Annotated in this window: 25 protein-coding genes; 14 read left to right on the top strand and 11 right to left on the bottom strand. The window is 49.8% G+C overall.

The annotated features are described in order from the left end of the window. The first annotated feature begins 37 nt into the window (after positions 1 to 37). The gene (rarD, locus tag AAC632_RS00825; protein ID WP_340298567.1) at positions 38 to 949 is read left to right on the top strand and encodes an EamA family transporter RarD; all 912 of its coding nucleotides are present in this window, start codon (positions 38 to 40) and stop codon (positions 947 to 949) included. Between the two features lie 104 nt (positions 950 to 1,053). Here rarD and dddP read toward each other — a convergent pair whose 3' ends face one another. The 3 genes from dddP to AAC632_RS00810 form a co-directional block, all read right to left on the bottom strand. After that, complete coding sequence (dddP, locus tag AAC632_RS00820; RefSeq protein ID WP_340298568.1) at positions 1,054 to 2,394, bottom strand: dimethylsulfonioproprionate lyase DddP; 1,341 nt, start codon at positions 2,392 to 2,394, stop codon at positions 1,054 to 1,056. A 515-nt stretch (positions 2,395 to 2,909) separates the two neighbouring features. Next, complete coding sequence (locus tag AAC632_RS00815; protein ID WP_340254662.1) at positions 2,910 to 3,758, bottom strand: 3-methyl-2-oxobutanoate hydroxymethyltransferase; 849 nt, start codon at positions 3,756 to 3,758, stop codon at positions 2,910 to 2,912. Between the two features lie 239 nt (positions 3,759 to 3,997). After that, entirely contained in the window at positions 3,998 to 4,714 is a 717-nt protein-coding gene (locus tag AAC632_RS00810; RefSeq protein ID WP_340298569.1) for a hypothetical protein, read from the bottom strand. A 357-nt stretch (positions 4,715 to 5,071) separates the two neighbouring features. On the opposite strand from AAC632_RS00810, the gene AAC632_RS00805 reads away from it, so the two are divergent. The 5 genes from AAC632_RS00805 to AAC632_RS00785 all read left to right on the top strand — a co-directional run bounded on the left by AAC632_RS00805 (position 5,072) and on the right by AAC632_RS00785 (position 9,137). Next, the gene (locus tag AAC632_RS00805) at positions 5,072 to 5,278 is read left to right on the top strand and encodes a cold-shock protein (RefSeq protein ID WP_340298570.1); all 207 of its coding nucleotides are present in this window, start codon (positions 5,072 to 5,074) and stop codon (positions 5,276 to 5,278) included. Positions 5,279 to 5,499: 221 nt separating this feature from the next. After that, positions 5,500 to 6,180, top strand: coding sequence for a hypothetical protein (locus AAC632_RS00800; protein ID WP_340298571.1), 681 nt, complete (start codon positions 5,500 to 5,502; stop codon positions 6,178 to 6,180). Positions 6,181 to 6,658: 478 nt separating this feature from the next. Continuing rightward, positions 6,659 to 7,840 (top strand): mandelate racemase/muconate lactonizing enzyme family protein, encoded by a 1,182-nt coding sequence (locus AAC632_RS00795; RefSeq protein ID WP_340298572.1) that lies wholly within the window; start codon positions 6,659 to 6,661, stop codon positions 7,838 to 7,840. A 151-nt stretch (positions 7,841 to 7,991) separates the two neighbouring features. Then, positions 7,992 to 8,132 (top strand): hypothetical protein, encoded by a 141-nt coding sequence (locus tag AAC632_RS00790; RefSeq protein ID WP_340298573.1) that lies wholly within the window; start codon positions 7,992 to 7,994, stop codon positions 8,130 to 8,132. 15 nt (positions 8,133 to 8,147) lie between these two features. Then, positions 8,148 to 9,137, top strand: coding sequence for an aminotransferase class V-fold PLP-dependent enzyme (locus tag AAC632_RS00785; RefSeq protein ID WP_340298793.1), 990 nt, complete (start codon positions 8,148 to 8,150; stop codon positions 9,135 to 9,137). Between the two features lie 69 nt (positions 9,138 to 9,206). On the opposite strand, the gene AAC632_RS00780 is transcribed toward AAC632_RS00785, so the two are convergent. The 3 genes from AAC632_RS00780 to AAC632_RS00770 are packed head-to-tail and all read right to left on the bottom strand — an operon-like array spanning position 9,207 to position 11,994. Then, positions 9,207 to 10,094, bottom strand: a complete 888-nt coding sequence (locus tag AAC632_RS00780) for a dihydrodipicolinate synthase family protein (RefSeq protein ID WP_340298574.1) — start codon at positions 10,092 to 10,094, stop codon at positions 9,207 to 9,209. Continuing rightward, complete coding sequence (dgoD, locus tag AAC632_RS00775; protein ID WP_340298575.1) at positions 10,088 to 11,233, bottom strand: galactonate dehydratase; 1,146 nt, start codon at positions 11,231 to 11,233, stop codon at positions 10,088 to 10,090. Before dgoD ends, AAC632_RS00780 begins: the two co-directional genes overlap by 7 nt. Further along, entirely contained in the window at positions 11,230 to 11,994 is a 765-nt protein-coding gene (locus AAC632_RS00770; protein WP_340299841.1) for a FadR/GntR family transcriptional regulator, read from the bottom strand. The genes dgoD and AAC632_RS00770 overlap by 4 nt, the downstream gene beginning before the upstream one ends. Before the next feature lie 250 nt (positions 11,995 to 12,244). On the opposite strand from AAC632_RS00770, the gene AAC632_RS00765 reads away from it, so the two are divergent. The 4 genes from AAC632_RS00765 to AAC632_RS00750 all read left to right on the top strand — a co-directional run bounded on the left by AAC632_RS00765 (position 12,245) and on the right by AAC632_RS00750 (position 16,042). Then, positions 12,245 to 13,246 carry a sugar ABC transporter substrate-binding protein gene (locus AAC632_RS00765; protein ID WP_340298577.1) on the top strand — a complete coding sequence of 334 codons (1,002 nt, stop codon included), beginning with the start codon at positions 12,245 to 12,247 and terminating at the stop codon, positions 13,244 to 13,246. Between the two features lie 59 nt (positions 13,247 to 13,305). Then, entirely contained in the window at positions 13,306 to 14,088 is a 783-nt protein-coding gene (locus AAC632_RS00760; protein WP_340298578.1) for an ATP-binding cassette domain-containing protein, read from the top strand. Between the two features lie 9 nt (positions 14,089 to 14,097). Next, entirely contained in the window at positions 14,098 to 15,135 is a 1,038-nt protein-coding gene (locus AAC632_RS00755) for an ABC transporter permease (RefSeq protein ID WP_340298579.1), read from the top strand. A 103-nt stretch (positions 15,136 to 15,238) separates the two neighbouring features. After that, positions 15,239 to 16,042 (top strand): SDR family NAD(P)-dependent oxidoreductase, encoded by an 804-nt coding sequence (locus tag AAC632_RS00750; protein ID WP_340298580.1) that lies wholly within the window; start codon positions 15,239 to 15,241, stop codon positions 16,040 to 16,042. Positions 16,043 to 16,133: 91 nt separating this feature from the next. On the opposite strand, the gene AAC632_RS00745 is transcribed toward AAC632_RS00750, so the two are convergent. Further along, positions 16,134 to 16,595: a transaldolase family protein gene (locus AAC632_RS00745; protein ID WP_340298581.1), complete on the bottom strand. Its 462-nt coding sequence runs from the start codon at positions 16,593 to 16,595 to the stop codon at positions 16,134 to 16,136. A gap of 280 nt (positions 16,596 to 16,875) precedes the next feature. Next, positions 16,876 to 17,748: a LysR family transcriptional regulator gene (locus tag AAC632_RS00740; protein ID WP_340298582.1), complete on the bottom strand. Its 873-nt coding sequence runs from the start codon at positions 17,746 to 17,748 to the stop codon at positions 16,876 to 16,878. Positions 17,749 to 17,855: 107 nt separating this feature from the next. On the opposite strand from AAC632_RS00740, the gene AAC632_RS00735 reads away from it, so the two are divergent. From AAC632_RS00735 to AAC632_RS00720, 4 genes are read left to right on the top strand one after another with little or no spacing between them, the layout of a single operon-like run. Then, the gene (locus AAC632_RS00735) at positions 17,856 to 18,959 is read left to right on the top strand and encodes a glycine cleavage T C-terminal barrel domain-containing protein (protein ID WP_340298583.1); all 1,104 of its coding nucleotides are present in this window, start codon (positions 17,856 to 17,858) and stop codon (positions 18,957 to 18,959) included. After that, on the top strand, positions 18,959 to 19,762 hold the full coding sequence (locus AAC632_RS00730; RefSeq protein ID WP_340298584.1) for a DUF2182 domain-containing protein: 804 nt from the start codon (positions 18,959 to 18,961) through the stop codon (positions 19,760 to 19,762). Before AAC632_RS00735 ends, AAC632_RS00730 begins: the two co-directional genes overlap by 1 nt. Continuing rightward, positions 19,759 to 20,382, top strand: a complete 624-nt coding sequence (locus AAC632_RS00725) for a DUF1326 domain-containing protein (RefSeq protein WP_340298585.1) — start codon at positions 19,759 to 19,761, stop codon at positions 20,380 to 20,382. The genes AAC632_RS00730 and AAC632_RS00725 overlap by 4 nt, the downstream gene beginning before the upstream one ends. An 11-nt stretch (positions 20,383 to 20,393) precedes the next feature. Continuing rightward, the gene (locus AAC632_RS00720; protein ID WP_340298586.1) at positions 20,394 to 22,016 is read left to right on the top strand and encodes an AMP-binding protein; all 1,623 of its coding nucleotides are present in this window, start codon (positions 20,394 to 20,396) and stop codon (positions 22,014 to 22,016) included. Positions 22,017 to 22,171: 155 nt separating this feature from the next. Here the strand turns inward: AAC632_RS00720 and AAC632_RS00715 are convergent, their stop codons facing one another. The 3 genes from AAC632_RS00715 to AAC632_RS00705 all read right to left on the bottom strand — a co-directional run bounded on the left by AAC632_RS00715 (position 22,172) and on the right by AAC632_RS00705 (position 25,055). Then, positions 22,172 to 23,188 carry a rod shape-determining protein gene (locus AAC632_RS00715; RefSeq protein WP_340298587.1) on the bottom strand — a complete coding sequence of 339 codons (1,017 nt, stop codon included), beginning with the start codon at positions 23,186 to 23,188 and terminating at the stop codon, positions 22,172 to 22,174. 355 nt (positions 23,189 to 23,543) lie between these two features. After that, positions 23,544 to 24,356: a class II aldolase/adducin family protein gene (locus AAC632_RS00710; protein WP_340298588.1), complete on the bottom strand. Its 813-nt coding sequence runs from the start codon at positions 24,354 to 24,356 to the stop codon at positions 23,544 to 23,546. 36 nt (positions 24,357 to 24,392) lie between these two features. Continuing rightward, positions 24,393 to 25,055 carry a GntR family transcriptional regulator gene (locus AAC632_RS00705; protein WP_340298589.1) on the bottom strand — a complete coding sequence of 221 codons (663 nt, stop codon included), beginning with the start codon at positions 25,053 to 25,055 and terminating at the stop codon, positions 24,393 to 24,395. Positions 25,056 to 25,060: the final 5 nt, after the last annotated feature.

The raw sequence follows: 25,060 nt of genomic DNA, 5'->3' as shown, positions 1-25,060 counted from the left end.
TTGCGCTAAAGTTTTTTTGCGAGTTAGGGTTGATCGCGTGGCAAACGAAAGCACAGATAGCCGTTCTGGCCTCGCATTTGCTGTATCAGCTTACCTGCTTTGGGGAATACTTCCTATTTACATGAAGCTACTTGTCCATGTGCCACCGGCGGAGGTTGTCGCTCATAGAGTGGCTTGGTCTGTTCCAATAGCTGCCGCAGTTTTGATATCATTGGGTAGAGTGTCTGACCTTGTGCAAGCCCTAAGGTCGCCGAAGATGTTGTCTATGGGCTTTCTGACCGCGGCACTCATCTCTATCAATTGGACAGTTTATGTTTGGGCGATAGCTAATGACCACGCGCTAGATGCCGCGCTAGGGTACTATATTAATCCCCTTTTTAGCGTCGCGCTTGGGGCTATTTTTTTGAAAGAGCGCCCTAACTTAATTCAGCTTGTGGCAATCGGTTTTGCAGTAATTGCTGTGGTAATACTGACAGTTTCAGCGGGAAGCCTGCCTATGGTGACAGTGGCTCTTTTTGTGAGCTGGGGCATGTACGCACTAGCCAAAAAACGTTTGCCCATTGGCCCCAATCAAGGCTTCCTTTTAGAGGTCTTAGTTTTGCTGCCATTCGCGGTGAGTTACATATTTTATTTAATTTTAACTGGAGCAGGTAGCTTTCTCGCAGAGGGTCCTGTGACAACGCTGCTGCTTCTGGGGTGTGGTGCGGTGACTGCTGTCCCTTTGTTGTTGTACTCTAACGGCGCTAAGCGGCTGCGTCTGACAACTATTGCTATTTTACAGTATATTGCTCCGACTATGATATTCCTGTGCGCGGTGTTCATTTTTAAGGAACCGTTTACTGGGCCTAAAGTAATTGCTTTTCCACTTATTTGGATCGCACTTGTCGTGTACACAGCGTCATTGATTAGTAGCCTTGGCAGCACAAAGTCGGGCTCAAAAATTAACTAAAGCGAAAATATTTTTAACGGTTGAGTACAACGCTGAACCATGGAGGCTCGATTTTGCCGCGGGTTGGAAAAAATCGACATGACTGGGTGTGCGTCTCTAGAACACTATGAAGCCAATAATGCTGGGTCAAACGGATAGGTCGAGAGATTTTCGTATCCGCACTCAGTGATGACGACCTGGTCTTCCAACTTGATCGAGAAATCCTGTCCCACTTCACTCACCAGTACCTCCACGCAGAGCGTCATGCCGGGCTGCAGAGTGTAGTCGAAAGCCCCGGCGACCTCCTGGTCGGGGTAAGCCACCAACGGCCACTCGTCGCACAGTCCGACGCCGTGCATCAGGCACCCATATTTCTGGGCTTGGTATTTGTCTGCGAGGCGATGCGATTTCGCCACGAGCTCTGGGATGCTGATGCCGGGCCTCAGTAAGCTCATGTTGGTCATCATGTGCTCGTGAGCGTGCCGCATTGCCTCCACCATATCGGGGCGAGGGCGTTGATCGCCCACCCACCAGGTCCGGCTCATGTCAGTGCAGATGCCATAACTGCCGACGAGGTCAGTGTCGAAGGCTATGATTTCATTGTTCTGCACAATCCGTCCGCCGCACTCCTGAAACCATGGGTTGGTGCGCGGGCCGGAGGTTAGGAGGCGTGTCTCGATCCACTCACCCCCTCGGCGAATGTTTTCCGCGTGCAGCACCGCCCATATGTCGTCTTCTGAAACCACTCCGCGCGGCACCTCGGCGCGTGCGAAGTCCTCCATCTTCTGCATAGCAGTCTCGCAGGCGTGGACCGAGCAACGCATGGCCCTTATCTCGTCGGGCCCCTTAATTGCGCGGGCCTTCTCAGTCAGCTCCTCGCCCTCCATGATTTCTAGGCCCTGCGCCTCGAGCGCGCGGAGCCCGTGGATCATGATTTTGTCGACGGCGAGGCGGTGATTTTGGCCGGCGTGCTCTTCGATGAGGATCCTCACCTCATTGGAGAATTGATCGGCGGCCACGTCAATTTTGTCGCCGCGGTCGAAATAGAAGAGATCAGCCCCGGACCGGACCTCGCGCACTAGGGGATTGAACTGTGACAGGAATGGCGCGTTCTTATAGTCCCACATGACCATATACCCGTCCGCACAGAGCAGGACTGCGCGGAATGGGTTGTGGGTGTTCCACAGCTGCATGTTGGTGCTGTCAGTTGCATAGCGAATATTGAGGGGGTCAAAGAGCAAGAGGCCGGCGTAGCCGCGCGCCTGAATTGCCTGCGTCAGGCGAGCCCAACGAAACCGTCGCATCTCCTGCAAATCAGGCAGGACCAGACCCGCATTGGCCCACTCTGCATAGGCAAGCTGGGTCGGGCCAATTTCAATTCGATTTTGGTCATTGGGGGTATTGTCGCCGGTGAAGGCGCCGCGACTGGGGTCAATCTTGCGACTGTCTCGAAAGTGATTGTTCATGGCACTCCTCCCGCCTCTAGCGTTATGAAAGTTCGGCGGACGAACGCGCCAATTTGCGACCAAGTTTTAAGGAGTTCTTGACGCTTTTGGATCTCCATACCGCCACTAGTACGCTTTTATTGTATTATGAATGGTGTTCCGAGCACGCGATGATTGGATATGGCTGCAACTAATAACCCCATTGAGCCAAAACTCACGCAAAGGTAGCTTGCAGTAGGCGTAATACGGTTCTTCGTAAGTGTATTGTGCTTGTGCGGTACGGAAGTGAGTGAGCATGGATAATCAGAGAGTTGCCGTCCTCGACAACGGCAAATCAAACGTCAAATTATTCATATGTAGCAAGAGTGGTAACGTTATAGACAGCCGCTCTACTCGGAATGTGTCGATAGAAGCTAAAAAGAATACGGCACCAAGGGAATGCATAACGCTTCAAAGACGATGCTAAATGTTCAAGACTTACACTGCGGTGGCACGTGTGATGCAGGGTTACATTTCTGACACATCAAGTCAAAATTTTATTGATGCGTTGGCCTCCACTTATCTAAGGCCTCGAGAAATTTATCTTTCTCGCCTTCGTGCATCGAAATGTTATTTTTTGGATATGGGAAGTTTTCGTTTGCTACCTCATTATGAAATTGTGTGAGTGCGGCGACGCGTTCCTCGTGAATTTGTTTCTGTAAGCGTCCAACATTGCCAAATGCGTGTGCATGCTTTGGCGGCCTTTCCTCTTCGCTATCTTCCCCACAAATGTCGGCAACAAAGGACATAATCACGTCCCCGGCCATGCCTGATCCCAGCGAGAACGTGACGATGGACGTCTTGTAGTTCACGGCCTCCAAAACTTCCTCTGCGATGCATTCGGCTTCGACCGCAATTACGCCCACTTCTTCGAGGCGTTTCAGATTTTCGAAAATTTTAATTGCTTCATCGGCATTGCGCCCCCAACCCCTTAGGCCACCACAGTACTGACTGAAGGTTGGGATCAACCCAATGTGGCTCTGAACCGGGATCCCCTCTCTCGACATCATTTCCAAAGCATCAAGCGAGCGCAGTGTGTAGTACATGTCTGCGCCACGTCGCATGGCCTCAAATGCGTCAGCTAGAATTTCTGCATTTGAACCAAATTGCGCCCATCTTGAGCCTACTCGTGCGAAATGGGTCGGCGCAATTTCTCGAATGTCATCGATTTGCTCCATCCCTCCAACGAACAAGTCTATGCCTGCCTCCTTGCATGCGAGTATTTCAGCGCGATTGGCTGGGTTGGCCATCGACAGTTTTTTGGGGTTTACCTTTAGATCTTGCAGGTCCGCGATGGTGTAATTGCGTTTCGCTGGTTTTCGGGAGAAATCATAAATGCGTTTCATATCGGGCATGCTCCTGACGGCTGCTCAACTCATCCATCAATCAGTCCAATGATTGGTGAGTTATAAGAGAGTATAAGGTATCAGGAGAAATAAAACGAATAATTAAACTTAGCGCAGGAGCCGTTGGGATTTTTCATCAGCATGGCAATGCGGGCTGATGTGCGGCTAGTGAAACGTTTTTGATTAAGCTATTGAATCGTCAACACCGCTCTACAAATGCGCGCATTCATCATTCAACGTTAACGGAGCTCGACCGCATCTAGCCAAAGCCTATCAATTGCATCGATTACCTTTGGGTCGAAGTTACTTTTCGCTTCCCAGTATCGTCCTGAAGGGACGAAATAGTTTGCGGCTGCTTCGGCTTGCAGTGCTTTGTCCACGAAATTTTTTTTGAATTGGGTTGGTCTTAATTTTTCGAGTTCGGAGTGACAAGCTGTTGGGAATGTGAGCCGTGTTCGCTGCGCCGTAGATAAATTAACGACCGCACAGCCAGCCCGCGAGGCTAAGGCCCAAAACCTTGCTGATTTTGCCTCAAGTGATCGGAGGGTGATATCATCTCGCAATGGATCTGCTTTGCCGTGGCCATAAAAGTGAGTGGGTCCCGTATCCGGGTATACCATGTCGCATCCGATCATCGCGATCACCCGAGGCTTCAGTGCTCCGAGCGCCCAGTATCCAGCAGTAAAAGCCATTGTTCCGCCGGCATACACAAAGCCACCGAACTCATTTTGTACTGGGACATAATCTTTTGCTCCAACAATACGTTGCCCTTGTCGCAATAACTTTGGACGTCGATTTTCAGGAAAGTCTTCTGGATGAATTAGGAAGTCCCAATCGTTGCGGACCCGCCATGCATTGTTAATCGCCACAAATAACTCTGACGATTTACGGGGTACATTTTGAGATTTTGTAACGCCGGGGCCGGAACCCATAACAATGATAGTCTTTCGTGTCATTAGTTATGCTTACCCTAGTTTCTTTAAGTAAATCATAGTTCAGTCTTCATGAGCAACTAAAAGTCAGTTTTAACATTGGCCAATTACATAGGCAGACAAACATCAGAAAAAGGTCACCGTATTATGATGTGAGGAGTAATATTTAATATAATATATTAATTATGTATACTATTAAATATTATTTAATTACATGGTTATAAAGTGCCTTGAATTGTTTCCTGCGGGTCACCATTTCAATTAGGCTGAAAACTTCAATTCGATTTTCTGTTTTCCCTAATCGGCTCACAGCTCTCGAAATAGTTGTGAGAAGCCGAGCTGCCGCATTTTGTGGGTAGTAATTTTATAAGGAAAATCAAGATGGCTAATGGTTCAGTAAAGTGGTTCAACTCGTCAAAAGGCTTTGGATTCATCGCGCCTGCCGAAGGCGGTAAAGATGTGTTTGTGCACATCTCCGCACTAGAGCGCGCAGGATTAACAAGTCTAAATGATGATCAAAAGGTCACTTTCGATATAGAGCCTGGCAAAGACGGGCGCGAAAGTGCCATCAATATTGTTCTAGTCTAAAATTAACAGGCTCTGTGTAAATCAAGAGCTCGACTCTTTTTAAATACGCGCCTGTTCCAAATTTCTGTTCTGTATCAAGATACTTTGAATCAAAAGTGCAAGGCTGGCTTTTGCTGGCCTTGAGCTATCAAGCTGTGCGCTCTGTAATGAACCAGGGACCGTGTGGTCGATACCTTTAGCTGCTGCTTTCACCTTAAACTGGTTCTGCTTGGGAGCTTCCAATGTCTAAATCACAGTCAAAAGGTGGATTAAATAATCCTCAGATTCTTTCCTCTAACAAAAAGGCAAAAACTAGTAGCTTGACCAGTAGAAGCGCTGTGCCTTCATCCATAAAAATAACAGATTTTGGTAGATATCAGATCAAGTCGGGCTTGATTGCGAAACGATATATAGCGCGGGCTTTTGTAAAGCCGCCAACGCGGGTTCGGGGAGTGATCGCCGAAGCTGAGGGTGCAAGTGAAAATGCAGCGATCTCCGCTGTTCGGGGCGCTATCGAGGAACTCAATGAGCGCCGCTCGACGGAGCGCCGAAAAGATACGAAGACGGATTTTTTTGTACCTTGTACGGACGAATATGCGGAGGCAATCATCAGCGTCCCTTTAACTAAGCCACAACTTGCAATGCTGAGCGCGCTCTCCTTGGCGCACGAAGATGGCCTCAATGAAACTCAACTGGCCAATGCGGCTGGTTACAATTCTGCACAGTTAGCGCACAGGTCTTTGGCTGCTATTGGTCGTTCGATTGCAAAATATCTGTCGTTTGAGCTCACGGTTGTTACCAAGCCCAACGCCTTGCATGGTAGTTATGTAGTTGCGGCATGCGAACATCCCACAAATCAAACTGATCTTGTAAGGTGGGTGGTTTATCCTGAATTGAGAGATGCAATTAGGAGAGTTTTGTAGGTCAGTTCAGTCACATAAAGATTTGGGTTGGGTAACCAGTATTGCGCAAGATGAGTTGCAGTTCTTAGATACAGGTTTTCATAGTAATCTTAATGATGGATCAGGCGCTGGGTTGGCCAACCTAAATTTGTGGCTATGGCAACTCGACTCATAAATTTGATCTTACCTAAGTGAAGTTCAGAGTTGATGCATCATGAAAGCTTGTTACTACCATAGCTCCTTCGGGAATTTTTGCCTTACGAGTGCTCTCTTCACCCAATAGTCATCCAAATAGCAATTGCTTGCGGGTAAGGCCGACAGTTACATCTGCGAAAATTAATTATGCTGAAATTAATACAGGCACTGAAAGTAAGTTATAAGTTCAAATTGTTGCATATTCTTCTCGCAATAAAGGCTTAAATATCCAATGTTTGAATTTGAGTTATATTAAGATCCAGCCGACAAATTTGATTTGATTGTCGGTAGGGAGGTATAAAACATGTCAGTTTTGATCATTGAAGCCGTTGATTTTTTCTATCTGTCGATGCCCAGAGTTACGTCTGCTGCCGATGGAAGCCAGGACGCATTGGTGGTCAGGGTGCGTGGAGGCGATTACGAGGGATGGGGAGAGTGTGAGGCTGCTCCGCTACCATCAATTGCTGCATTTGTCTGCCCAATATCGCACGGCGCATGTCGTCCAGTATCCGACGCAGTGCTCGGGGCGCGGATCGAAAGCCCAAATGATATCAGAGCAATTGCTGCAAAGGTTGCTTACGACTCTATGGACCTACTGCAGGCCGCTCACACGTGGTCCGGAATTGAAATGGCCCTATGGGACTTGCTCGGCCGGGCTCGAGGCGTCCCAGTTTGGCAACTCTTAAATTGGGAGAAGGCATACGCCAAAACTCCCTACGCCTCAGTCTTGTTTGGCAGCAGTCCTGAGATAACATTGTCCCGTGCCAAAGACATAAGATCCAGTGGCTTTCGAGCCGCAAAATTTGGTTGGGCACCTTTTGGCCAGTCTGTTGAAGCTGACGCCAATCAAGTGGCAGCAGCCCGCGAAGGATTGGGTCCAGACGGCATCCTCTTGATAGATGCCGGTCAAATATTTGGTGAAGACGTGGAGGCGGCAGCGGCGCGGCTGCCAGCTATGGAGGCTGCCAATGTCATGCTATTTGAGGAGCCCTTTCACGGTCACGCATTTCGTGCGTATCAGTCGCTTTCTAGCCAATGTAGCAAAGTCAAAACTGCTGGCGGAGAGGCGGCACATAATCGGCACATGGCAGAGCACTTGATTGACTTTGGAGGCGTTGGCTTCATCCAAATTGATTGCGGTAGAATTGGTGGTATTGGGCCTGCGGTCGATGTGGCGCGCTATGCCGCCGAGCGAGACGTGGTCTACATAAATCACACGTTCACATCGAACCTAGCTCTGTCAGCCTCAATCCAACCTTATGCCGGCCTCCAGAACCATAAAATCTGTGAGTATCCCACCGGTTTGTCGGCGCTGGCACGCGAGCTGACGATTACTCAGATCGCCCCCAATGCCAATGGAGAGATTGAATTGCCAGATGCTCCAGGGTTGGGAATTGAGCTGAACCTCGAAGCCCTAGAAACCTATCGGGTGGATGTGGATATCCGCATTAATGGGGAGCGTGTTTTTCAGTCTCCTAGAATTTAACGTACCCCAAAGCTATGCTCTACACATTAGGAACAAATGAATTTTGGTGAGTGCAAAATCACGAAATAAAAGCAAAAAGCTGATGTCGAAAAAGATTGTGTTCTAGTGATAATAAAGACAGCTTTTCCCAGTGAATTAGGGACAATAGATAATGGGTAAGCCGATAATAGTCTCTCAAAAACATCTCTTCGATATTCCTGACGAGGTCGTCTATCTGAACACCGCATACATGTCGCCGCTCATGCATTCTGTTGTCGCAGCAATCGATGAAGGCGTGCGGTTGAAGGCGTAACCCTGGCGGCTAACCATTGATCATTTTTTTGAAGAAGTAGACACCGCCAAAAAGTTATTTGGGCAGTTGGTTAATGCGCCTGAGGACCGAATTGCGGTCGTTCCCTCCGCCTCTTACGGGTTGAGTGCGGCGGCCAATAGCATTCCCCTAACTCAGGGTCAGCGCATTATCACTCTGAAAAATCAGTTTCCCTCACACACCTATCCGTGGAAGCGCAAAGCGCGTGAGACCGGTGGGGATTTTGTTGAAGTAGACGTTCCCCAGGGTGCGGCAGCAACCGCTGCGCTCCTACAGGCAATTGATGAGCGCACCGCTATCGTGGCCGTGCCTAACGTGCTCTGGACCACAGGGGCTTATATTGACCTGGTAAAAATGCGCTCGCGATGTGACGAAGTGGGTGCTGCGCTCGTCTTGGACTTGACACAATCTGCAGGAGCGCTGGCCACTGACTTTACTATAATCCGCCCAGACTTTGCGGCCGTGGCAAATTATAAGTGGATGCTCTGCCCATATTCTACTGGATTTCTTTACGTGGATCCCACCTATTTTGATGGGAAGCCACTCGAAGAAGGCTGGGTTACGCGGCAGGGTGGGCGTAATTTTTCTCGTCTCCCTGAGAACCCAGAAACATTTGAGGCTGGCGCAGTCCGATATGATATGGGTGAGCGAGCAAATTTCGCGCTTCTACCCGGTGTGAACGAGGCGCTGCGACAATTGCTTGATTGGAATGTAATGGCGATTGAGAGCACGCTCGCCGCCCGTAATGCAGATTTGTGTCGCAGGCTCAATGCGCTTGGATTGAAAACTGTTCCCGCTGAAAACCGTGGGGCACATTTCATTGGTGCACAGCTGCCGTCAGGTGCGCGCAACGACCTCTTTCTCCAATTGGCAAAAGAAAATGTATATTTATCGGAGCGCGCGGGTTCTTTGCTCATTACGCCGCATCTCTGGAATGATGACAGAGATTTTGATCGGCTGATAGAGACCTTGGGGAAATTGGTCTGATTTGTAATCAACGAGACTCAATTTTGATCCCGTCTGAGGGCGTGTCATTCGAAGTCATATTCTTTATTTTCATTCTCCCGCTGAATTGCGTTCAGCCCAACCTCTGGCATAAGCCAGTCCAGCTTCGGTTGGTCGGAGTGCTGGCGCTCGATCATAAATCGTAATTCCAGTTTGAAACCCGAATATTCGTTTGCCGTAGCATGCCAAATATTCAAGTGACTGCATGGCAAAGGTTGCTGCGGGTAGAAAGGATGCATAGGCTTTTTCGGCGCTGGCTTCGTCTCCAGAGCGCCAGTGTTTCAAACAGTTCATCACACCGCTCAACACATCAGGCGCCACAATGAATCCCTCACAACCGGCGCGCAAGCAGTCAGTCATCTCGAGCCCGCCTCTGCCATTTAGGACGGTGAGCTTATCGCCTGACACGGCAATGAGGTTAGCTAAATCACCTGCGCTCACTTCTGCTTTGACGTGGGTAAAGCCAGGACAATTGTCAGCCAATCTGTTAAGATCGTCTGATGACAGTGAACGTCCCAGGTATTGTGGCGCGTTCTGTACCGCGAAGGGCAGACTTAAATCACTGCCCACCCGGGTCATGAAGTTAATGTATTCATTGGGGGCGTAGTTTCCCGCGAGGGGTGGTTGAAGAATTAACCAGTCAGCGCCGGCAGCTGTTGCGTGAGCGGCGAGAGATTTTTGCTCCGCAACCGAATTTCCAGTGACAGTGACCCCGAGTGGCAGGTCGCCCCGATCTTGAGCGGCCCAATCAATAATTTGCCTCTTCTCAGTTTCACTGAGCTTCCCGACTTCCGTTGCGAGACCAAGTACAATGACCCCGTCAGGGCTTGCTTGACGGATCCACGCCATCTGGCTTGCCATTGCAAAGCGATCTAGCTCTTCGTTAGCGTCAAAAAGAGCGAAGAGAACGGCATGTATGCCCTTAAAGCGTTTTACCATTCGGCGATTGACCCATCTTTGTGCCTCCAAATGGGTGCGCGCCATCGATGGCCCACTCGAGACAATTCCTCGACTTTTTCTTGATCAACCTCGATCCCAAGGCCAGGGCCCCGTGGAATAAGTAGGTCACCGTTATCTATTTCGATGCCCCCTGGAACCAGATAGTCCAACACATCAGCGCCTGTATTGTAGTGGATACCGATTGACTGCTCCTGAATGAATGCGTTGTGGCAAACTGCATCAACCTGTAACGAGGCTGCAAGTGCTATGGGGCCTATCGGGCAATGAGGTGCAAGCGCGACATCGTAGGCTTCGGCCCAATGGCCTATCCGGACCATTTCAGAGATCCCACCAACGTGGGCTGTGTCCGGATTGATGACCTGCGCAGCGCGAAGTTCAAATACGCGTTTAAAGTCGTACCTGCTGTGCAGGCGTTCTCCGATACAAAGAGGTATTGAAGTCGAGCGAGCTAGGTCTGCCATTGTTTCAATCATTGCCGAAACTACTGCATCCTCAACAAAAATTGGCCTTAGAGGTTCTAACTCTTTAAGTAACACGCGCGCCATTGGTGCGTGCACGCGGCCATGGAAGTCAAATGCGAGATCCATTTCGTCTCCAACTGCTTCCCGTAGCTCAAACAAGCTTTTTACTATCCTATCTACTGCTGCATATGTGTCTACGATCTGAAGTTCCGCGCATATGTTAAATTTTGCAGCCGAATAACCATTGCTTTGTACAGCTTTCACCCCGCCAATAAGATCTGAGGGTTTGTCGCCGCCACACCATTGGTAGGTGCGGATGCGATCTCGTACTGGTCCACCAAGTAATGTGTGAATAGGGGCGCCAAGAGCTTTGCCCTTTATGTCCCAGAGCGCCATATCAACGCCCGCCAAGGCGCTCATCAGCACTGGCCCGCCCCTATAGCAGCCGTTTCGGTAAATCATCTGCCATATATCTTCAATCCGGCTCGGATCGCAGCCTATCAGTACATCTTCCAATTCATGTACAGCTGCCTTCAGAGTTTCGGCGTGGCCTTCGAGGATAGGTTCGCCCCAGCCAGATATACCCTCGTCGGTCTCTATTTTTAGAAATAGCCAACGTGGAGGTACGACCCAAGTCTTCAGACTAGTAATTTTCACATTCGGCTCCTCACGTTCATGCCAGAAGATGATCTGAGGTTGGCCTCGGATCTGTCAATAAGAGCCAGTAGTGCTTCTATTGCAGCGCGTTCGTCTTTGAGCCGGACGTGCTCTAGTACCTGAGCGTGTTCATCACAAACACTCAGTAGGGTATCTCTTGATCTTTTCTGAAAGCGGCGACTACGTTTGAAGCTTTCAATTAGGGCACCCTCCATTGCCTCAAATAGAAATGTGAGGACTCGGTTCCCTCCCGCTAAAGCAATTGACTGGTGGAATTTTACGTCAGCGTGATCAAACGCCTGCCCAACTTCGACATTTGCCTCGCCTTCAGGCATGCTTTGCGCGATCTCTCGCATTACTGCTAGGGCAGATGTCACACTGTCAATGCCGGACCGGCTTGCATTTCGGCAGGCGAGCGTGACCGATTGCACTTCTAAGGAACGCCTTACTTGAGTGAGGTCAAACACAGCCCGTGGGTCTGAGTGAATGAGCGCCTGTAAAAATGCGCCAAACATAGCGCCATCTGGCTGTTGGATTGCGGCTCGCCGGCCTCGCGATAAATTTATGAGGCCACGCCCTGCAAGAAGTTTGAGTGCCTCTCGCACGGTAACTCGGCTGACTTTGAAACGAGCGGCGAGTTCCGTCTCAGAGGGAAGCTGTACTCCCAAATCAAATTGATCAAAAATTTCCGCTGTGATCAGCTCTGCAACGTTTTGGGCCGCAGTCTCACCTGGTGAAGTTTCTTTTTTCTTAAATGCCATGGGCAACTTGTATGACAAGTTTTCGAGCCCGTAAATGCAATAATTTATTTGTTTCAGTTGCGAGGATAATTTTTTCAATAAAAAAAGATTTTTGATACAGAATAGATTATTTGCAAGGCGCTATTTTCCGTTGCTTATAAAACTATTTACAGGTTTGTATGACTAGTTTACCCATTTAGTTGTGCTCCATAACAACATACACCAAAAAGCTGTAATCGTGGCTGGAGCTTCAAAAGGGAGGAAAATAAATATGAAATCAGCAAAGATTTTGCTTTCTGCGCTTGCCTGCTCGACAGCTGTGTTGGCTGCTACTGGGGTGTCCGCAGAGCCAGTTGAAAAATGGTGTGAGGGCGTTCGAATTGCGGCATTCCCTGGTGGTCCGCAGGGCGGCGTTTTCGCTAACAACGTGTACAACGGATTTCGGCAGGCTGAGCTAGACCTTGGCGCGGACGTAACCTACTACTTTTCTGATTGGGATCCAAACTTGATGCTCCAGCAGATCCAGCAGGCGGTTGCGACCGGTGTTGACGGAATTGCTACCTATGGGTTTGCGGGCGAAGCGGCCACTGGCCCTATTGTCCAGCAAGCTTACGATCAGGGTATAATTTTTACGACGCTCAATACCTCGCTGCGTGACAGCCAGGCAGCGTATGGGCCCAATGGCTTTGGTTATGTCGGCGCGCCTAACTATGACGCAGGCTATGCTCTAGGTGCTGAGGCAGCGGCTCGTGCGGGTGTTTCGCCTGGCGACAAAGTGTTTGTCTGGGGCCTTCAGGCTCAGGGCGGCGACCGTGGACAACGTACTGTTGGGGTTATCGAAGCCTTTGAGGCTGCTGGCTTGGAGGTACTGTATCAAGAGATCGACGCCGCCACGAATGCAAATCCAAACGCTGGCACGGCGACATTTGTTGGTCTCATGGGTGCCAACCCTGATGTAAAAATCGTTGTCACCGACCACGGTGGCTTGACCTCAAACGTAGGCGTTTATGCAGTGGCTGCCGGGCTCGAGCCCGGCCAGGTGTATTTTGCAGGCTTCGATATGTCGCCCAATACTGCCCAGGCAGTGCAGGACGGTTATCAGAACCTTGTGATCGACCAGCAACCGTACCTACAGGGCTATCTGCCGATCTTAAATATTTGCCTGACTGAAAAGTATGGCTTCTCAGGTCTGGATGTTAACACCGCCGGTGCATTCGTAGACTCGTCTAACGTGGACGCCGTTGCGCCACTTGCGGCCGTTGAGATCCGCTAACCCAAAAATTACTGCGGCGGCATGCTCGCCGCAGTAATGCTGCTTTCAAAGGATCTGAAATGACTAAGGCGACGCCTCCCACCGGCACACCGGTGATTGAACTACGCAACGTGTCCAAGACATTTGGCGAGGTGCGTTCCCTATCAAATGTAGATTTCGCGGTATATCCTGGCGAGATCGTTGGGCTCCTTGGCGACAACGGCGCGGGAAAATCAACTTTGGTGAAAACGGTGATGGGGTTTCATTCACCTGATCCTGGGGGTGAAATCTGGTTTGACGGAAATCGCATTGACGACTGGTCCGTGGCGCGAGCCCGTGATCTGGGGATTGAGACAATTTATCAGGAGCGGGCGCTCTGTGAGAAGCAGCCGATTTGGCGGAATATGTTCATGGGCCGCGAACCGCGCTCGAAGTGGGGGTTGCTGGACGTAGCGAAAATGCGCTCCGAGTCGGCTCGATTGATGTCCGATCATATGGGATTCACGTCCGCCGCAGTACACCCTGACAATGTTGTCGCAACAATGTCCGGCGGTGAGAAGCAAGGTGTGGCGATAACCCGCGCGCTATATTTTGACGCAAACCTAGTGATCCTCGATGAGCCCACTGTCGGTCTGTCGCTGACTGAGACCAAGAAAACGCTGGACTTTGTGGGTGGTATTAAGAAAGCCGGAAAATCCGCGATTTTCATAGATCACAATATTTTCCATGTTTATCCAGTTGTGGACCGCCTCTATGTGCTCGACCGTGGGAAAGTGGCTGGGATCTACGACAAGAGCGAGATCTCAATGGATGAATTAATCGAGCGCTTGTATCACGTCGCCCGTACTGGGTCGTTGGACTGAGGAATAATTATGACAGCGAAGACAAAAACCTCTAAGGCAACACCCCAGAAGCCTAAAGACAATCGGGTCGGCCCTCCTTCGTTCTGGCGCCGCTATGTCAGCCAAATAGGAATTGTCGGGGTGGGCCTGATCATGTGGCTTGCCTTCGTGATCGCGGCCCCGGAGGTGTTCACAAACAAGAACATCTATTTAGCGTTTGCGCAGACAACTCCACAGTTCGGCATAATCGCAATTGCACTAACGTTTGTGGTGATAACTGGGGAGATGGACTTGTCGTTCCCCTCTATCATGGCTTTAGGAACAGCGGTGTTTTGCCTCTTGGCTCAAGGGGGGCTGGCGTGGCCACTCGCCCTTGTCGCAGCCTTTGGCACTGGCGCAATATGTGGCTGGATCAACGGAACGCTTGTGGCTTTTCTAAATATACCGTCGCTAGTGGTTACAATTGGAACATCTTTTTTATTCCGCGGGCTTGAACTTGTGATGATGGATGGATCGGGCGTTCCACTGACGGCACAAGACTATCCAGAGATGCATGCTCTACTGCGCTCGTCACCGTTTGGGATACCGGTCCAAACAATTTGGATGGTCGTGATATTAATTGGGGCATGGCTGTTACTCAATCGGACCCGCTTTGGTGCACATGTATTCCTCGTTGGAGATAACCCGACCTCAGCCAGACTAATGGGCATTAATGCCGTGAGCGTTAAGACACGCGCATTCATTCTTGTTGGCATAATGGCGACTTTTTCAGGTCTGATGACATCGATTTACGGGTTCTATTTTTGGCCAACCACTGGTGAGGGTTTCCTACTGAACACAATTGCGTCCGTGTTCTTGGGCGGGACTAGTGTTTTTGGGGGGACGGGATCTGTCGCGGGCAGTTTCTTCGCGTCATATATCATTGGCGCCATTAACGCAGGTGTCGTTGCGGCCGGTATTAACGCTTTCTACACTCAATTGGCTTTTGGCTTGGTGATTGTGGTTTCCGTAGTCCTGCAGACGCTGATTGATCGGCGAATGAAGCGGCAGTCTCTGACTGGACGCTGAAAAATCGGTCACGGGCACATGTGATTTACTGCCTGAGATGAATGAATTGTTGTGATTGAACTATCTTGAGCGATGAATTCGATGGCACTGCGGTGCCACGACTTTGAATGGTCATTCAGTTTATCTGTTCACGGAGGCAGTTAACATCATGGGGCGATTAGAAGGCGCGCATATACTTGTCACCGGCGGTAGCCGTGGGATTGGTGCAGCAACTGTTGAAAAGGCTCGGGATGAGGGCGCGTATGTGAGTTTTGTGGATGTATTGCGCGATGAGGGCGAGCATCTTTCGGATAGCCTTGGCAAGGATGTCATGTTTCGTGAGGCAGACATCTGTTCACCAGAAGCTCTTACAACTGCACTTAGTGAGTTTCATTCCGCCTTTGGCCCAATAACTGGCCTGGTAAATAATGCAGGACGGAATTCCTACGCGGATCCGGTTAGTATGACAGAAGCCGAGTGGGATGATTTTATGTCCATAGACTTGAAGGCGGCATGGCTCGTTGCCAGAGCCGTGTTGCCCGACATGATTGCTCGTGGAAACGGCGCAATTGTCAATGTCGCCTCTGTTCACGCAACAATGACCTATCCTGGGTTTTTTCCATATGCCGCCGCAAAGTCTGGCCTAGTTGGTCTAACCCGCTCTCTTGCACTTGAAGTTGGCAGACATCAAATCCGTGTGAACGCTCTAAGTCCTGGCTATACTGAGACTGCGCTCGTCAAAGAATTTTTTGAGCTAAACGATCCTAAATTGCGGGATGAGGTGCTTGATGTGCATGCTATGAAGCGCATGGCGCGCCCAGCTGAGATTGCTAACTGCATTGCCTTTTTATTATCTGATGAAGCGTCATTTGTTACTGGTGCGAATTGGACTGTAGACGGCGGCTTGACGGCAAGGTTTGCCGGCTAGCGTATTTACACAGCTGTCTGTTCTTGCCTTGCGATCAATCAAGATAGTTTTAAGTTTTATCCTTAAACAAGTAATACTAAGACAAAACCATTCACGTCAGACCCGATTTTGCTATGGCCTCGAAATCTTCAAATGCGGCGACGCTTAGGCGGCAATCCAAAAGTGAACGTGCAACACTAGGCGCAATTGTGAAGCAATCGTGCCCAATATCGGCAAGCGACACCATCTGGTCAGGTGAACGCAATGACGCCACAAGGACAGAGCAGGGTTTTTCGCATCCGTTATTCATTTGTGCCATCGTCGCTAGATGACCCATTGCGTCTACACCGGCCTCCATCATTCGGCCAAAGTATGGAGCAATAAAATCAGCTTTCAGAGCCTGGGCCACGAACATTTGTTTGGCATCATAACAGGCAGTCATCAAAATCCGTCCTCCCAGTTCTTTTATGCCTGGCGTGGCACGAATTGCTGCCTCTACTAGTGGAATTTTCACAATTGTTTCCGGTGAGATAGGTATTTCAGCCCGCGCGATTGGTTCTGGTATTGCACCCACCTTAGAAGAATATGCCTTAGATAAACTCTAATCGCTAACGCTCCGAGCAATCATAAAAGCTGAGATTGTTCTATTTAAATTCTTGGGGAGCGTTTTATTAGATTTTACTTCTCCTGGTTTGCGTTACCCTGGGCATTACGATCCGTTATCGGCTGGACTGGCAGGGGTGGGCGTTAAAGTGCGAATATCACCAAGTGTCTCAGTAGGGTCATGCTGAATAGCCTCCGCTTATCCGTCATGTCCGCGTTGAGCCGCACGAAATTTTCACTTCTATTTATTATTAGAGTTCATTTAACAGCCACTGCGCAAATGCTGTAGCGTTTGCACGCGTTGTTGATGCCAGAGGCTCTAGAAGAAAGAACCCTTCCTCAATTTCTTGAGTAAACTCAAAGGGCGCTACTAAGCGGCCCGTTTTTAGGTCGTTAGCGACCAGTGAACTCCTGCCAAGTGCAATGCCCGCGCCTTGGGCAGCGAGTTCATATGCGGCTAATGAGTTATCGACTTGCAGCCCAAGTCCATGGTCAACATCCTGGAGATTTGCTGCACTTAGCCATGTGCCCCAACCATCTTGGTAACCTTGCACATGGATAAGGCGCTCAGTGCTTAGTTGCTCAGGGTACTCCAAGGTTTTCGCCCGTGATGGTGCGCAAACTGGAGTAAGTTTCTCATAAGATAAACGGTAGCTTTTGGCTCCAGGAAAAGTTCCAGTACCATATTGGATATCAAAATCGTAGGCTTCATGATTAGGTGCATCGACCCACACACTGGATATGATGCGTATTTTCTGGCCGGGGTGCTCGGCCAAGAATTTTGGAATTTTCTCTGATAGGACGTTCACCAAAAATGAAATGGCACAGCGGATTGTGAGTACGTCTCCTTGAGTGTTTCCAAAAACTTCTCGGGTACCGCGCGACAATCGCTGTAGCGAGTCCTGAACTTTTGGGAGATACGCCTCTGCCCACTTCGTCATTTCCAAGCTTCGGGGGTGGCGAATGAACAATTGGCGCTTAAGGCGTAGCTCTAATGACTTCACGTGTTTGGAAATCGCCGCTTGTGTAAGGTTCAATTCATGCGCCGCAGCCGTGAAGCTCAGCAATCTTGCTGATGCTTCAAACGCGCGAAGCCATGTGAGCGGTGGAAGGTCTCGATACATAAAATACGACTATGCATAACTTTTTCTCATGGCAAAGATCATAAATAAATTGTTTGAGTGCCATAATGCAAAATTCTATCTCTCGCCCGATCGTTGGGAGAGAGTGGATGTTTGTATTTCAGCCTAATAGTCGAATTAAGGCTTCACCGTTTCTAGAGGCGGCAATCCTTGATGGTTTGAAAATGGCAAACGTTTACAACCGTATGGTTATGCCTACGTCTTATGGGGACCCAGAGGGTGAGTACTGGCGACTAATTAATGGGGTGTCGCAATGGGATGTAGGCGTTGAGCGCCAAGTCCAGCTGAAAGGAAAAGACGCAGCCAAGTTGGCACAAATTCTTGTGACAAGAGACCTATCAAGGTGTGAGGTCGGACAAGGAAAATATGTGGCGATATGTGATCACCGGGGCACCATTTTCAATGATCCGATTTTGCTAAAGTTAGCTGATGATTTGTTTTGGCTTTCCATCGCCGACAGTGATGTAGAGCTCTGGGCTCGGGCAATCGCCGCGGAACGTAGTCTCGACGTTGAGATCTGTGAGCCCGATGTTTCGCCGATGGCAATCCAGGGCCCCAAAGCCGAGGATGTTGTTGCGCATGTGGTCGGGAATTGGGTGCGAGAGCTGAAGTATTTTTGGTTTAGAGAATGTGAAATTGAGGGGATCCCTGTCGCAATTCAACGTTCCGGCTGGTCCAAGCAGGGAGGGTTTGAAATCTATCTGAAGGACGCCCAGTTTGGGACAAAGCTGTGGAACATATTCAAGGAAGCTGGAAAGCCCTGGGATATTGGTCCAGGCGCCCCTGCCACACCCGAGCGCGTAGAAAGTGGCCTTGTTTCAGTTGGCGGTGACACCGATGATGAAACCAATCCTTTTGAAATTAGAATGGAAAAATACATCGACTTACATGTGCCCGATGACACCATTGGGATACAGGCTTTGCGGCAAATTAAAGTTGAGGGTTTTAGGCGTCACCAGCTTGGGATCATTTTGGAGGGCGATACCCCCGCTCCGCTTGGAGTGCACCGCGAGGATATTGTAGCCTCCGGAAAAAAAATTGGAATGTTGACCAACTGTGTTTGGTCCTATCGGCTCAAAGCCAACATTGGTTTTGCCTTGGTTGACCGTGCCGTCCCCGTGGGCGCCCAAGTTGAAGTGCTCCGCCAAGCAGGGCGCAGTAATGGCCGTCTCGTAGAAATGCCTTTTTTGTGATGCAAGCGCGGCTTTTTTCCATCTTCCGCTTAAGTTGGCCTTTGTTTGCAAGGGGTATTTTTTGGGTCGGATTTTATGGGGTCATTCTTATTTCGTGGGTTCTTTTAGTTAAGATGAATGCCTCGCCATTACCTGGAATGACCGCTGCTGAATACTGGGCAGCTCTGTGTGTTTCAGCCGGTTCCTCCAATCCAAGTTTGATCTTTAGCATGTGGGCACTGATGTCTGCGGCGATGATGTTACCGACGTTTGTTCCAGCAGCCAGAGTGTTTGGCGACCTGGGGAGCGTGGACGCCACAAGTGCTGGATCCATGACTGCTCTAGCTCTTGGCTATTTGTCAGCTTGGTTAATATTTGCAAGCGCCGCCACTACATTGCAGATATTATTGGCTAAGGCCGGAGCTCTAAGCGATGCTGGGCAACTATTAAACCCTTGGATAACCGCAATCCTTTTGGGTATCTCAGGCGGCTACCAATTCAGTGCGTCCAAAATGGCTTGCCTGTCCAAGTGCCGTCATCCGCTATTGTTCTTCATGGAGTATTGGAAACCGGGATACTGGCCGGCGTTTTCAATGGGCGTCAGGCTTGGACTGTGGTGCATTGGATGCTGTTGGCTTTTGATGCTGATTGGTTTCATTGGTGGCGCGATGAACGTTCTTTGGATGGGTGCGGCGACAATTTTCATGGTTTTTGAAAAGCTTCCTGAGTTTGGTCGATTTGTGACTAAGCCTCTGGGGGTTATCTTGATTGGTGCTGCGCTGATAAAATTTGTTATATTAATGACGGTAGGAGGACAGTTATGAAAAATACGATCCCAGAATGGAACTTGAAGGGCGAGTTAATTTTAAACTGTAACTGTACAGTTTTCTGCCCATGCGTTGTAAGTTTAGGGAAGCATCCACCGACCGAAGGTTATTGCCAGGCATGGATGGGCGTTAGAATTGATGAAGGCAATTTTGACGGTGAAAGTTTGGCAGGCCTGAACATAGGCATGGTGCTAGACATACCTGGCAACATGGGCCGAGGAAACTGGAAGGCAGCCGCCTATATCGACGAACGGGCAACTGAAAAGGCCTTTGAGGGACTGGTGTCAATTTTCTCTGGTAAAGTGCGCGGCACAACTGGGTTATTTTCAATGCTTGTTTCAGAGTTTCTGGGAGCTGAGCGTGCACCTGTTGTTTTTGAAAATGACGGTCCGAAGCGTCGTTTAATGGTTGGCAAAATAATTCAGGGCGAGGTGGAGCCTATTGAGGGTCCTGACCCGAATGAAGACGTTAAAGTGATAAACACGGGCTACTGGATGGGTTCTGAAATCACTATCGCCTCTGCAAACAAGGGGCGAGTGCGTGCCCACGGACGTGTATGGGACTTTGAAGGTAGATCCGCTGAAATTTGTCAGATTAACTGGCATGGCCCTGCGTAGGAGGAGTGGGTATGAGAGAGCATTTTGAAGAGCTTAAATTCAATCCAGCTAATCATGTGCCTCTTTCGCCCGTGTCTTTTTTAAAGCGCGCATGCGGGGTCTATTGTGATCATCCGGCTTGGACTTATGGCCATGAGCAGTGCACTTGGCGTGACATGGCGCTCCGTTGCCGTTCAGTTGCGGGCGCACTGGTTACGCGTGGCATCAAACCGGGCGATACAGTTTCGGTAATTTCTCCGAATATACCTCAGCTTTTTGAGTTGCATTATGCTGTCCCAATGAGCGGGGCCGTATTAAATACGATCAATACTCGCCTCGAAAAAGAAACCGTTGCCTATATTCTTGAACACTCTGACAGTTGCCTTGTTCTTTGCGATAAAGCATTTCTGCCGCTTCTCAAGGCAGCATTTGAGATCAACGGAAAAGCGTTACCTGTAATTGAAATTGTCGATGCTCAGGCAGGTCAAAGTGCAAGTGGCGATGACACATATGACAAGATGATAGAATGTCAGCCGATTGACTGGCGGCTGCCAGGATCCGAGGACCAGGCGATTTGTTTGAATTACACCTCAGGAACATCGGGTCAGCCAAAGGGAGTAGTCTATCATCATCGCGGCGCCTATTTGATGGCTATGGGTACAGTCGCTGCTTGGGCACTTCCACAAATGCCAACTTACCTCTCCATCGTACCAATGTTCCACTGTAATGGCTGGAACCACCCGTGGGCGATGGCAGTTGTAGGTGGAAATATGGTTTTCACCCGCGACCCTCTTCCTGCGAAACTTATTTCGGCGATTAAGGTTCACGGTGTTACTCACATGGGTGGGGCTCCCATTGTGTTGCAAATGTTATGTGAAAGCCCTGATGCGCCAGAGAATCCTTTTTCACCAATGATAAAAGTGATGACTGCGGGTGCTCCTCCTCCTCCATCTGTCTTGGAAAAGGCGGCTGCTTTGGGCCTCGAAGTCATGCAAGTTTATGGTTTAACCGAAACTTACGGCCACATATCTCAATGTTTGTGGAAGGATGAGTGGGCTGATCTTTCAATGGCAGAACGGGCGTCTATGCAGGCCATGCAGGGCGTTAGTTTTCCGATGGTTGAAGATGTACGTGTGGTGGATCGTCAAACAGGTAACGATGTTGTCGCAGATGGAAAAACTCAGGGAGAAATTGCTATCCGCGGCAACACCGTAATGACTGGCTATTATAAGAATGAGATCGCCACTAAAGACGCATTTTTAGATGGGTGGTTTTGGTCGGGAGATGCTGCCGTAGTTCACCCAGATGGGTATGTGCAAATTCGCGACCGCCTAAAAGATGTCATTATTTCTGGGGGAGAGAATATTTCCTCCGTCGAAGTTGAGGCTGTATTGCACCGCCATCCAGCAGTGCAACTGGCGGCGGTTGTTGCGAGACCTCACGCCAAATGGGGTGAAAGCCCTTGTGCATTTGTAGAATTAAGAGTTGGGAGTAATCCTACAGAGCAAGAGATTATTGATTTTTGTAGGAACAATATCGCTCATTTTAAGGCGCCAAAAACAGTTGTTTTTGGAGAACTCCCCAAGACAGCGACTGGGAAAGTTCAAAAGTACTTATTGCGTGGTTTGGCGCGAGAATTGGGTGAACAAAATTGAACCTTCACGAGAACGTTTGAAACTTTCCACTTCACCGCCAGCCGTACGAACACAAAGTTATTTGAGCGCTAAAGTAGGGTGCTTTGGCTCATTTTGTGCTAGCGAAACTCTTGGAAAAGGACTGCGAAAAATATCAATCGCCACCACGAGCTAGTTCACGGATCTCGCTGAATTGCGTGCTCAATGCGCTTGCCCAAGTTCATCGCAATTTGCGTCCCAAATGCCACGCAATACTTATGATTGTCGGCCACGACTGCCGGGAGGTTTGTCGTATCGCTCAATGCCTTGTCGATACCCGTGAGGCCCGCTCCGCCGCCGGTGAGAACGAGCCCATGTTCCTGAATATCCCCCGCCAGGTCGGGCGGCGTCTGCTCCAGGAGTAGCATCACGGCCTCGCAGATATTGTTTACCAATGGCCGCAGTGCCTCAGCCATGTCTGCCTGAGTGACCTCGATTTCTTCCGGGAGGCCGCTGACGCCATGGCGACCGCGCACTTTTGTCTTCCGCCCGACGCCGTCACTGGGGGGGGTGGCGGTCCCGATCTCGAACTTCAGCATTTCACACGTGGCCAGGCCGACGTTGAGGTTATATTTCTTTTTCAGGAATGCCGCTATCGCCGCGTCGAAGTGATCGCCACCAACTCGGATGGATTGCGCCACGACAATGCCCCCGAGAGACAGCACCGCGACCTCGGTCGTGCCGCCGCCAATGTCAACAATCATGGAGCCCGTGGGCTCCAAGACTGGCATTCCGGCGCCCAGTGCGGCCGCCATCGGCTCCTCAACGAGGCCAACACGGCGGCCACCAGCCGCCTCAATGGACGCCTTGATCGCGCGCTTCTCCACCGGGGTGGCGCCATATGGCACGCACACGAATACTATCGGCTTCCTGAAGGCAAAATTATTCAGAACTTTTTTAAAGAAGGCAGAAATCATGTCCTGGGCCGCGTCGAAATCCGCAATCACGCCATCGGACAGGGGGCGGATGGCCAATATACTCTCCGGTGTCTTGCCCAGCATGAGTTTGGCGTCATCCCCAACCGCTAGGAGGCGTTTCTGACCGTTTTTCAACTGATAGGCGATCACCGAGGGCTCATCTAAGACGACGCCATTCTTGTTGTCGACGATGACAATGTTGGCAGTGCCGAGGTCAATGCTAATCTCATAAGCCAAGAATTTCCCCTCACTATTAAGCTCTTGGCCTTTTGATGGCGCAGGCTAGTGGCTGACTGCGTTGCCCCCGGAATTCCAACGCGCTCTCTTCTTCATTTTTTTATTCAACCAAATTCACAAAAATATCAAATGCAATCAATGTTTTTTTTCTGAGCTACAAAATTCTTCTACACACTTTCCCAAACGTTGTGCTCTGCCTTCTCAAGGTATCGAGCCAAAACTGCATGGGTCCTCCAGTGGCCTCCAGAGGTCGTCGTCAATAATTCTCAAATGTTGGACAGTGCTGACTTTGAGCTCGTGTTTGGCATTGTGGCGTGAAACACGCTGATTAGTTTTTGGCTATCAATTAGGTATGTCAGCTCAACATATCCGGCTGGTCTAGCACAAGCTGGTTCCATATGGTTTGGAAGTGAAGCCATCCAATGTACTCGCTGCCAACGTGCTCTCGGCTGTATCGAGCACGCTCATCAGGAATTCGGATTGGCGTAATTCCGCTTGCGGCGATATCAAGCTGCTGTTTGCAGCAACGCTCAAGTGCGATAAACCAGAAGGCCGCACTCTCGATGGAGTGGCGCGAGGCAGTTAACAGGCCGTGGTTTTGATGGAGCGCCGCCTTAACCCCTTTGAATGCTTTTGCGACATCCGAGCCAGCATGGCTTTCAACTGCAACTGCTCCAGCCTGTTCCCCAACGACAACGTGATCCTCAAAGAATGCACACGCGTCTTGAGTGATAGGATCGATTGGGCGCCCCGTAGCGCACCAGGCTGTACCATAGGCGGTATGGGCATGGCACATCGCAATAATATCAGGGTGCTGCTCATGTACGTTAGCATGCAGTACAAACCCAGCTCGGTTAACTGCGTATTCGCCTTCGATTACAGTGCCATTGTGATCCACAAGTATGAGATTGGATAACCTCACGTTACTAAAGTGAATGCACATAGGGTTTGTCCAATACAGCTCAGGATGCTCTGGGTCGCGGACTGTTAAGTGACCAGCAAAGCCGTAATCAAAACCTTGTTGAGCAAATGCACGGCAGGCTGCTACGAGGCGTTGTTTGCGGTGTTCCCGTTCTGCTTCAAAGGTTTCATTTTTTGGCTCTTGTGGAAATATTAAGCCGTCCTGTTCTGGTTGATAGATGGACTTTCTTTTGCCGAGATCGAGCATTTGGTATCCCTTGCTTAGAAGGCGCTTACAGCTACCTTATTTTTCATGTGCCATGAGCGCGGCCAGTGTGCTTTCCTTCGCTCTGTGTATATGGTCGCGCATTTGTACTTCGGCCAAATCACCTTTTCCTGTCAGGATATGCTCCAATATCATGCGATGATCTTTCCAAGTGGATTTGATAAACTTTTCATCGCTTAGAACGCGTCCCATGAAGCGTTCGACGTGATGCCAATTAGCGTTTAGAGATTGCGCAACCACAGTGTTGCCAGCCCATTGATAAATCATTCTGTGAAAGGCTGCATCTGCCGCGATTAGGTCAAAGCTATCCGCTTTCTCCACCGCAGACTGTCCTAATTTCATTATTTCTTCGGCTTCTGCCTCCGCATTGTCTGGCTTACGGTCAGCCGCTAGTTTTGCGACTGAAGGCTCAACGATTAATCTAAATTCGTAGATATTTACGAAATACTGAGGATCGATTGGGGCAACAATGACCCCACGTTTCCCGTTGTCATGTAACAGGCCGTTGGCTTTCAGGATTGCAATGGCGCTGTTCACGGGTTGTCGTGACACGTTCAATTGTTCAGCTAATTGGTCTTGATTTAGTCGCTCACCGGGCCCCAGTTCCCCAGACGTGATTGCGGCAAGAAGGCTGTCATATGTCTCTTCGACCAATGATTTTTTGTTACGTATCGAGCGCATCAGAT

The organism is Roseobacter sp. HKCC-CH-9351 (assembly GCF_037830295.1).
Classification (GTDB): Bacteria; Pseudomonadota; Alphaproteobacteria; order Rhodobacterales; family Rhodobacteraceae; genus M30B80.
The sequence above is the reverse complement of the archived record's forward strand: the minus strand, read 5'-3'. Positions and strand labels throughout refer to the sequence as shown.

What these genes read in the sequence shown, in the direction of transcription:
- AAC632_RS00790 (WP_340298573.1), top strand. Translation starts at nt 7,992, where the DNA reads ATGGGTAAGCCGATAATAGTCTCTCAAAAACATCTCTTCGATATTCCT.
- AAC632_RS00805 (WP_340298570.1), top strand. Translation starts at nt 5,072, where the DNA reads ATGGCTAATGGTTCAGTAAAGTGGTTCAACTCGTCAAAAGGCTTTGGA.
- AAC632_RS00810 (WP_340298569.1), bottom strand. Translation starts at nt 4,714, where the DNA reads ATGACACGAAAGACTATCATTGTTATGGGTTCCGGCCCCGGCGTTACA.
- AAC632_RS00725 (WP_340298585.1), top strand. Translation starts at nt 19,759, where the DNA reads ATGAAAAATACGATCCCAGAATGGAACTTGAAGGGCGAGTTAATTTTA.
- dddP (WP_340298568.1), bottom strand. Translation starts at nt 2,394, where the DNA reads ATGAACAATCACTTTCGAGACAGTCGCAAGATTGACCCCAGTCGCGGC.
- AAC632_RS00720 (WP_340298586.1), top strand. Translation starts at nt 20,394, where the DNA reads ATGAGAGAGCATTTTGAAGAGCTTAAATTCAATCCAGCTAATCATGTG.
- AAC632_RS00760 (WP_340298578.1), top strand. Translation starts at nt 13,306, where the DNA reads ATGACTAAGGCGACGCCTCCCACCGGCACACCGGTGATTGAACTACGC.
- AAC632_RS00815 (WP_340254662.1), bottom strand. Translation starts at nt 3,758, where the DNA reads ATGAAACGCATTTATGATTTCTCCCGAAAACCAGCGAAACGCAATTAC.
- AAC632_RS00710 (WP_340298588.1), bottom strand. Translation starts at nt 24,356, where the DNA reads ATGCTCGATCTCGGCAAAAGAAAGTCCATCTATCAACCAGAACAGGAC.
- AAC632_RS00800 (WP_340298571.1), top strand. Translation starts at nt 5,500, where the DNA reads ATGTCTAAATCACAGTCAAAAGGTGGATTAAATAATCCTCAGATTCTT.
- AAC632_RS00770 (WP_340299841.1), bottom strand. Translation starts at nt 11,994, where the DNA reads ATGGCATTTAAGAAAAAAGAAACTTCACCAGGTGAGACTGCGGCCCAA.
- AAC632_RS00705 (WP_340298589.1), bottom strand. Translation starts at nt 25,055, where the DNA reads ATGCGCTCGATACGTAACAAAAAATCATTGGTCGAAGAGACATATGAC.
- AAC632_RS00740 (WP_340298582.1), bottom strand. Translation starts at nt 17,748, where the DNA reads ATGTATCGAGACCTTCCACCGCTCACATGGCTTCGCGCGTTTGAAGCA.
- AAC632_RS00730 (WP_340298584.1), top strand. Translation starts at nt 18,959, where the DNA reads ATGCAAGCGCGGCTTTTTTCCATCTTCCGCTTAAGTTGGCCTTTGTTT.
- AAC632_RS00755 (WP_340298579.1), top strand. Translation starts at nt 14,098, where the DNA reads ATGACAGCGAAGACAAAAACCTCTAAGGCAACACCCCAGAAGCCTAAA.
- AAC632_RS00735 (WP_340298583.1), top strand. Translation starts at nt 17,856, where the DNA reads ATGTTTGTATTTCAGCCTAATAGTCGAATTAAGGCTTCACCGTTTCTA.
- AAC632_RS00795 (WP_340298572.1), top strand. Translation starts at nt 6,659, where the DNA reads ATGTCAGTTTTGATCATTGAAGCCGTTGATTTTTTCTATCTGTCGATG.
- AAC632_RS00780 (WP_340298574.1), bottom strand. Translation starts at nt 10,094, where the DNA reads ATGGTAAAACGCTTTAAGGGCATACATGCCGTTCTCTTCGCTCTTTTT.
- AAC632_RS00765 (WP_340298577.1), top strand. Translation starts at nt 12,245, where the DNA reads ATGAAATCAGCAAAGATTTTGCTTTCTGCGCTTGCCTGCTCGACAGCT.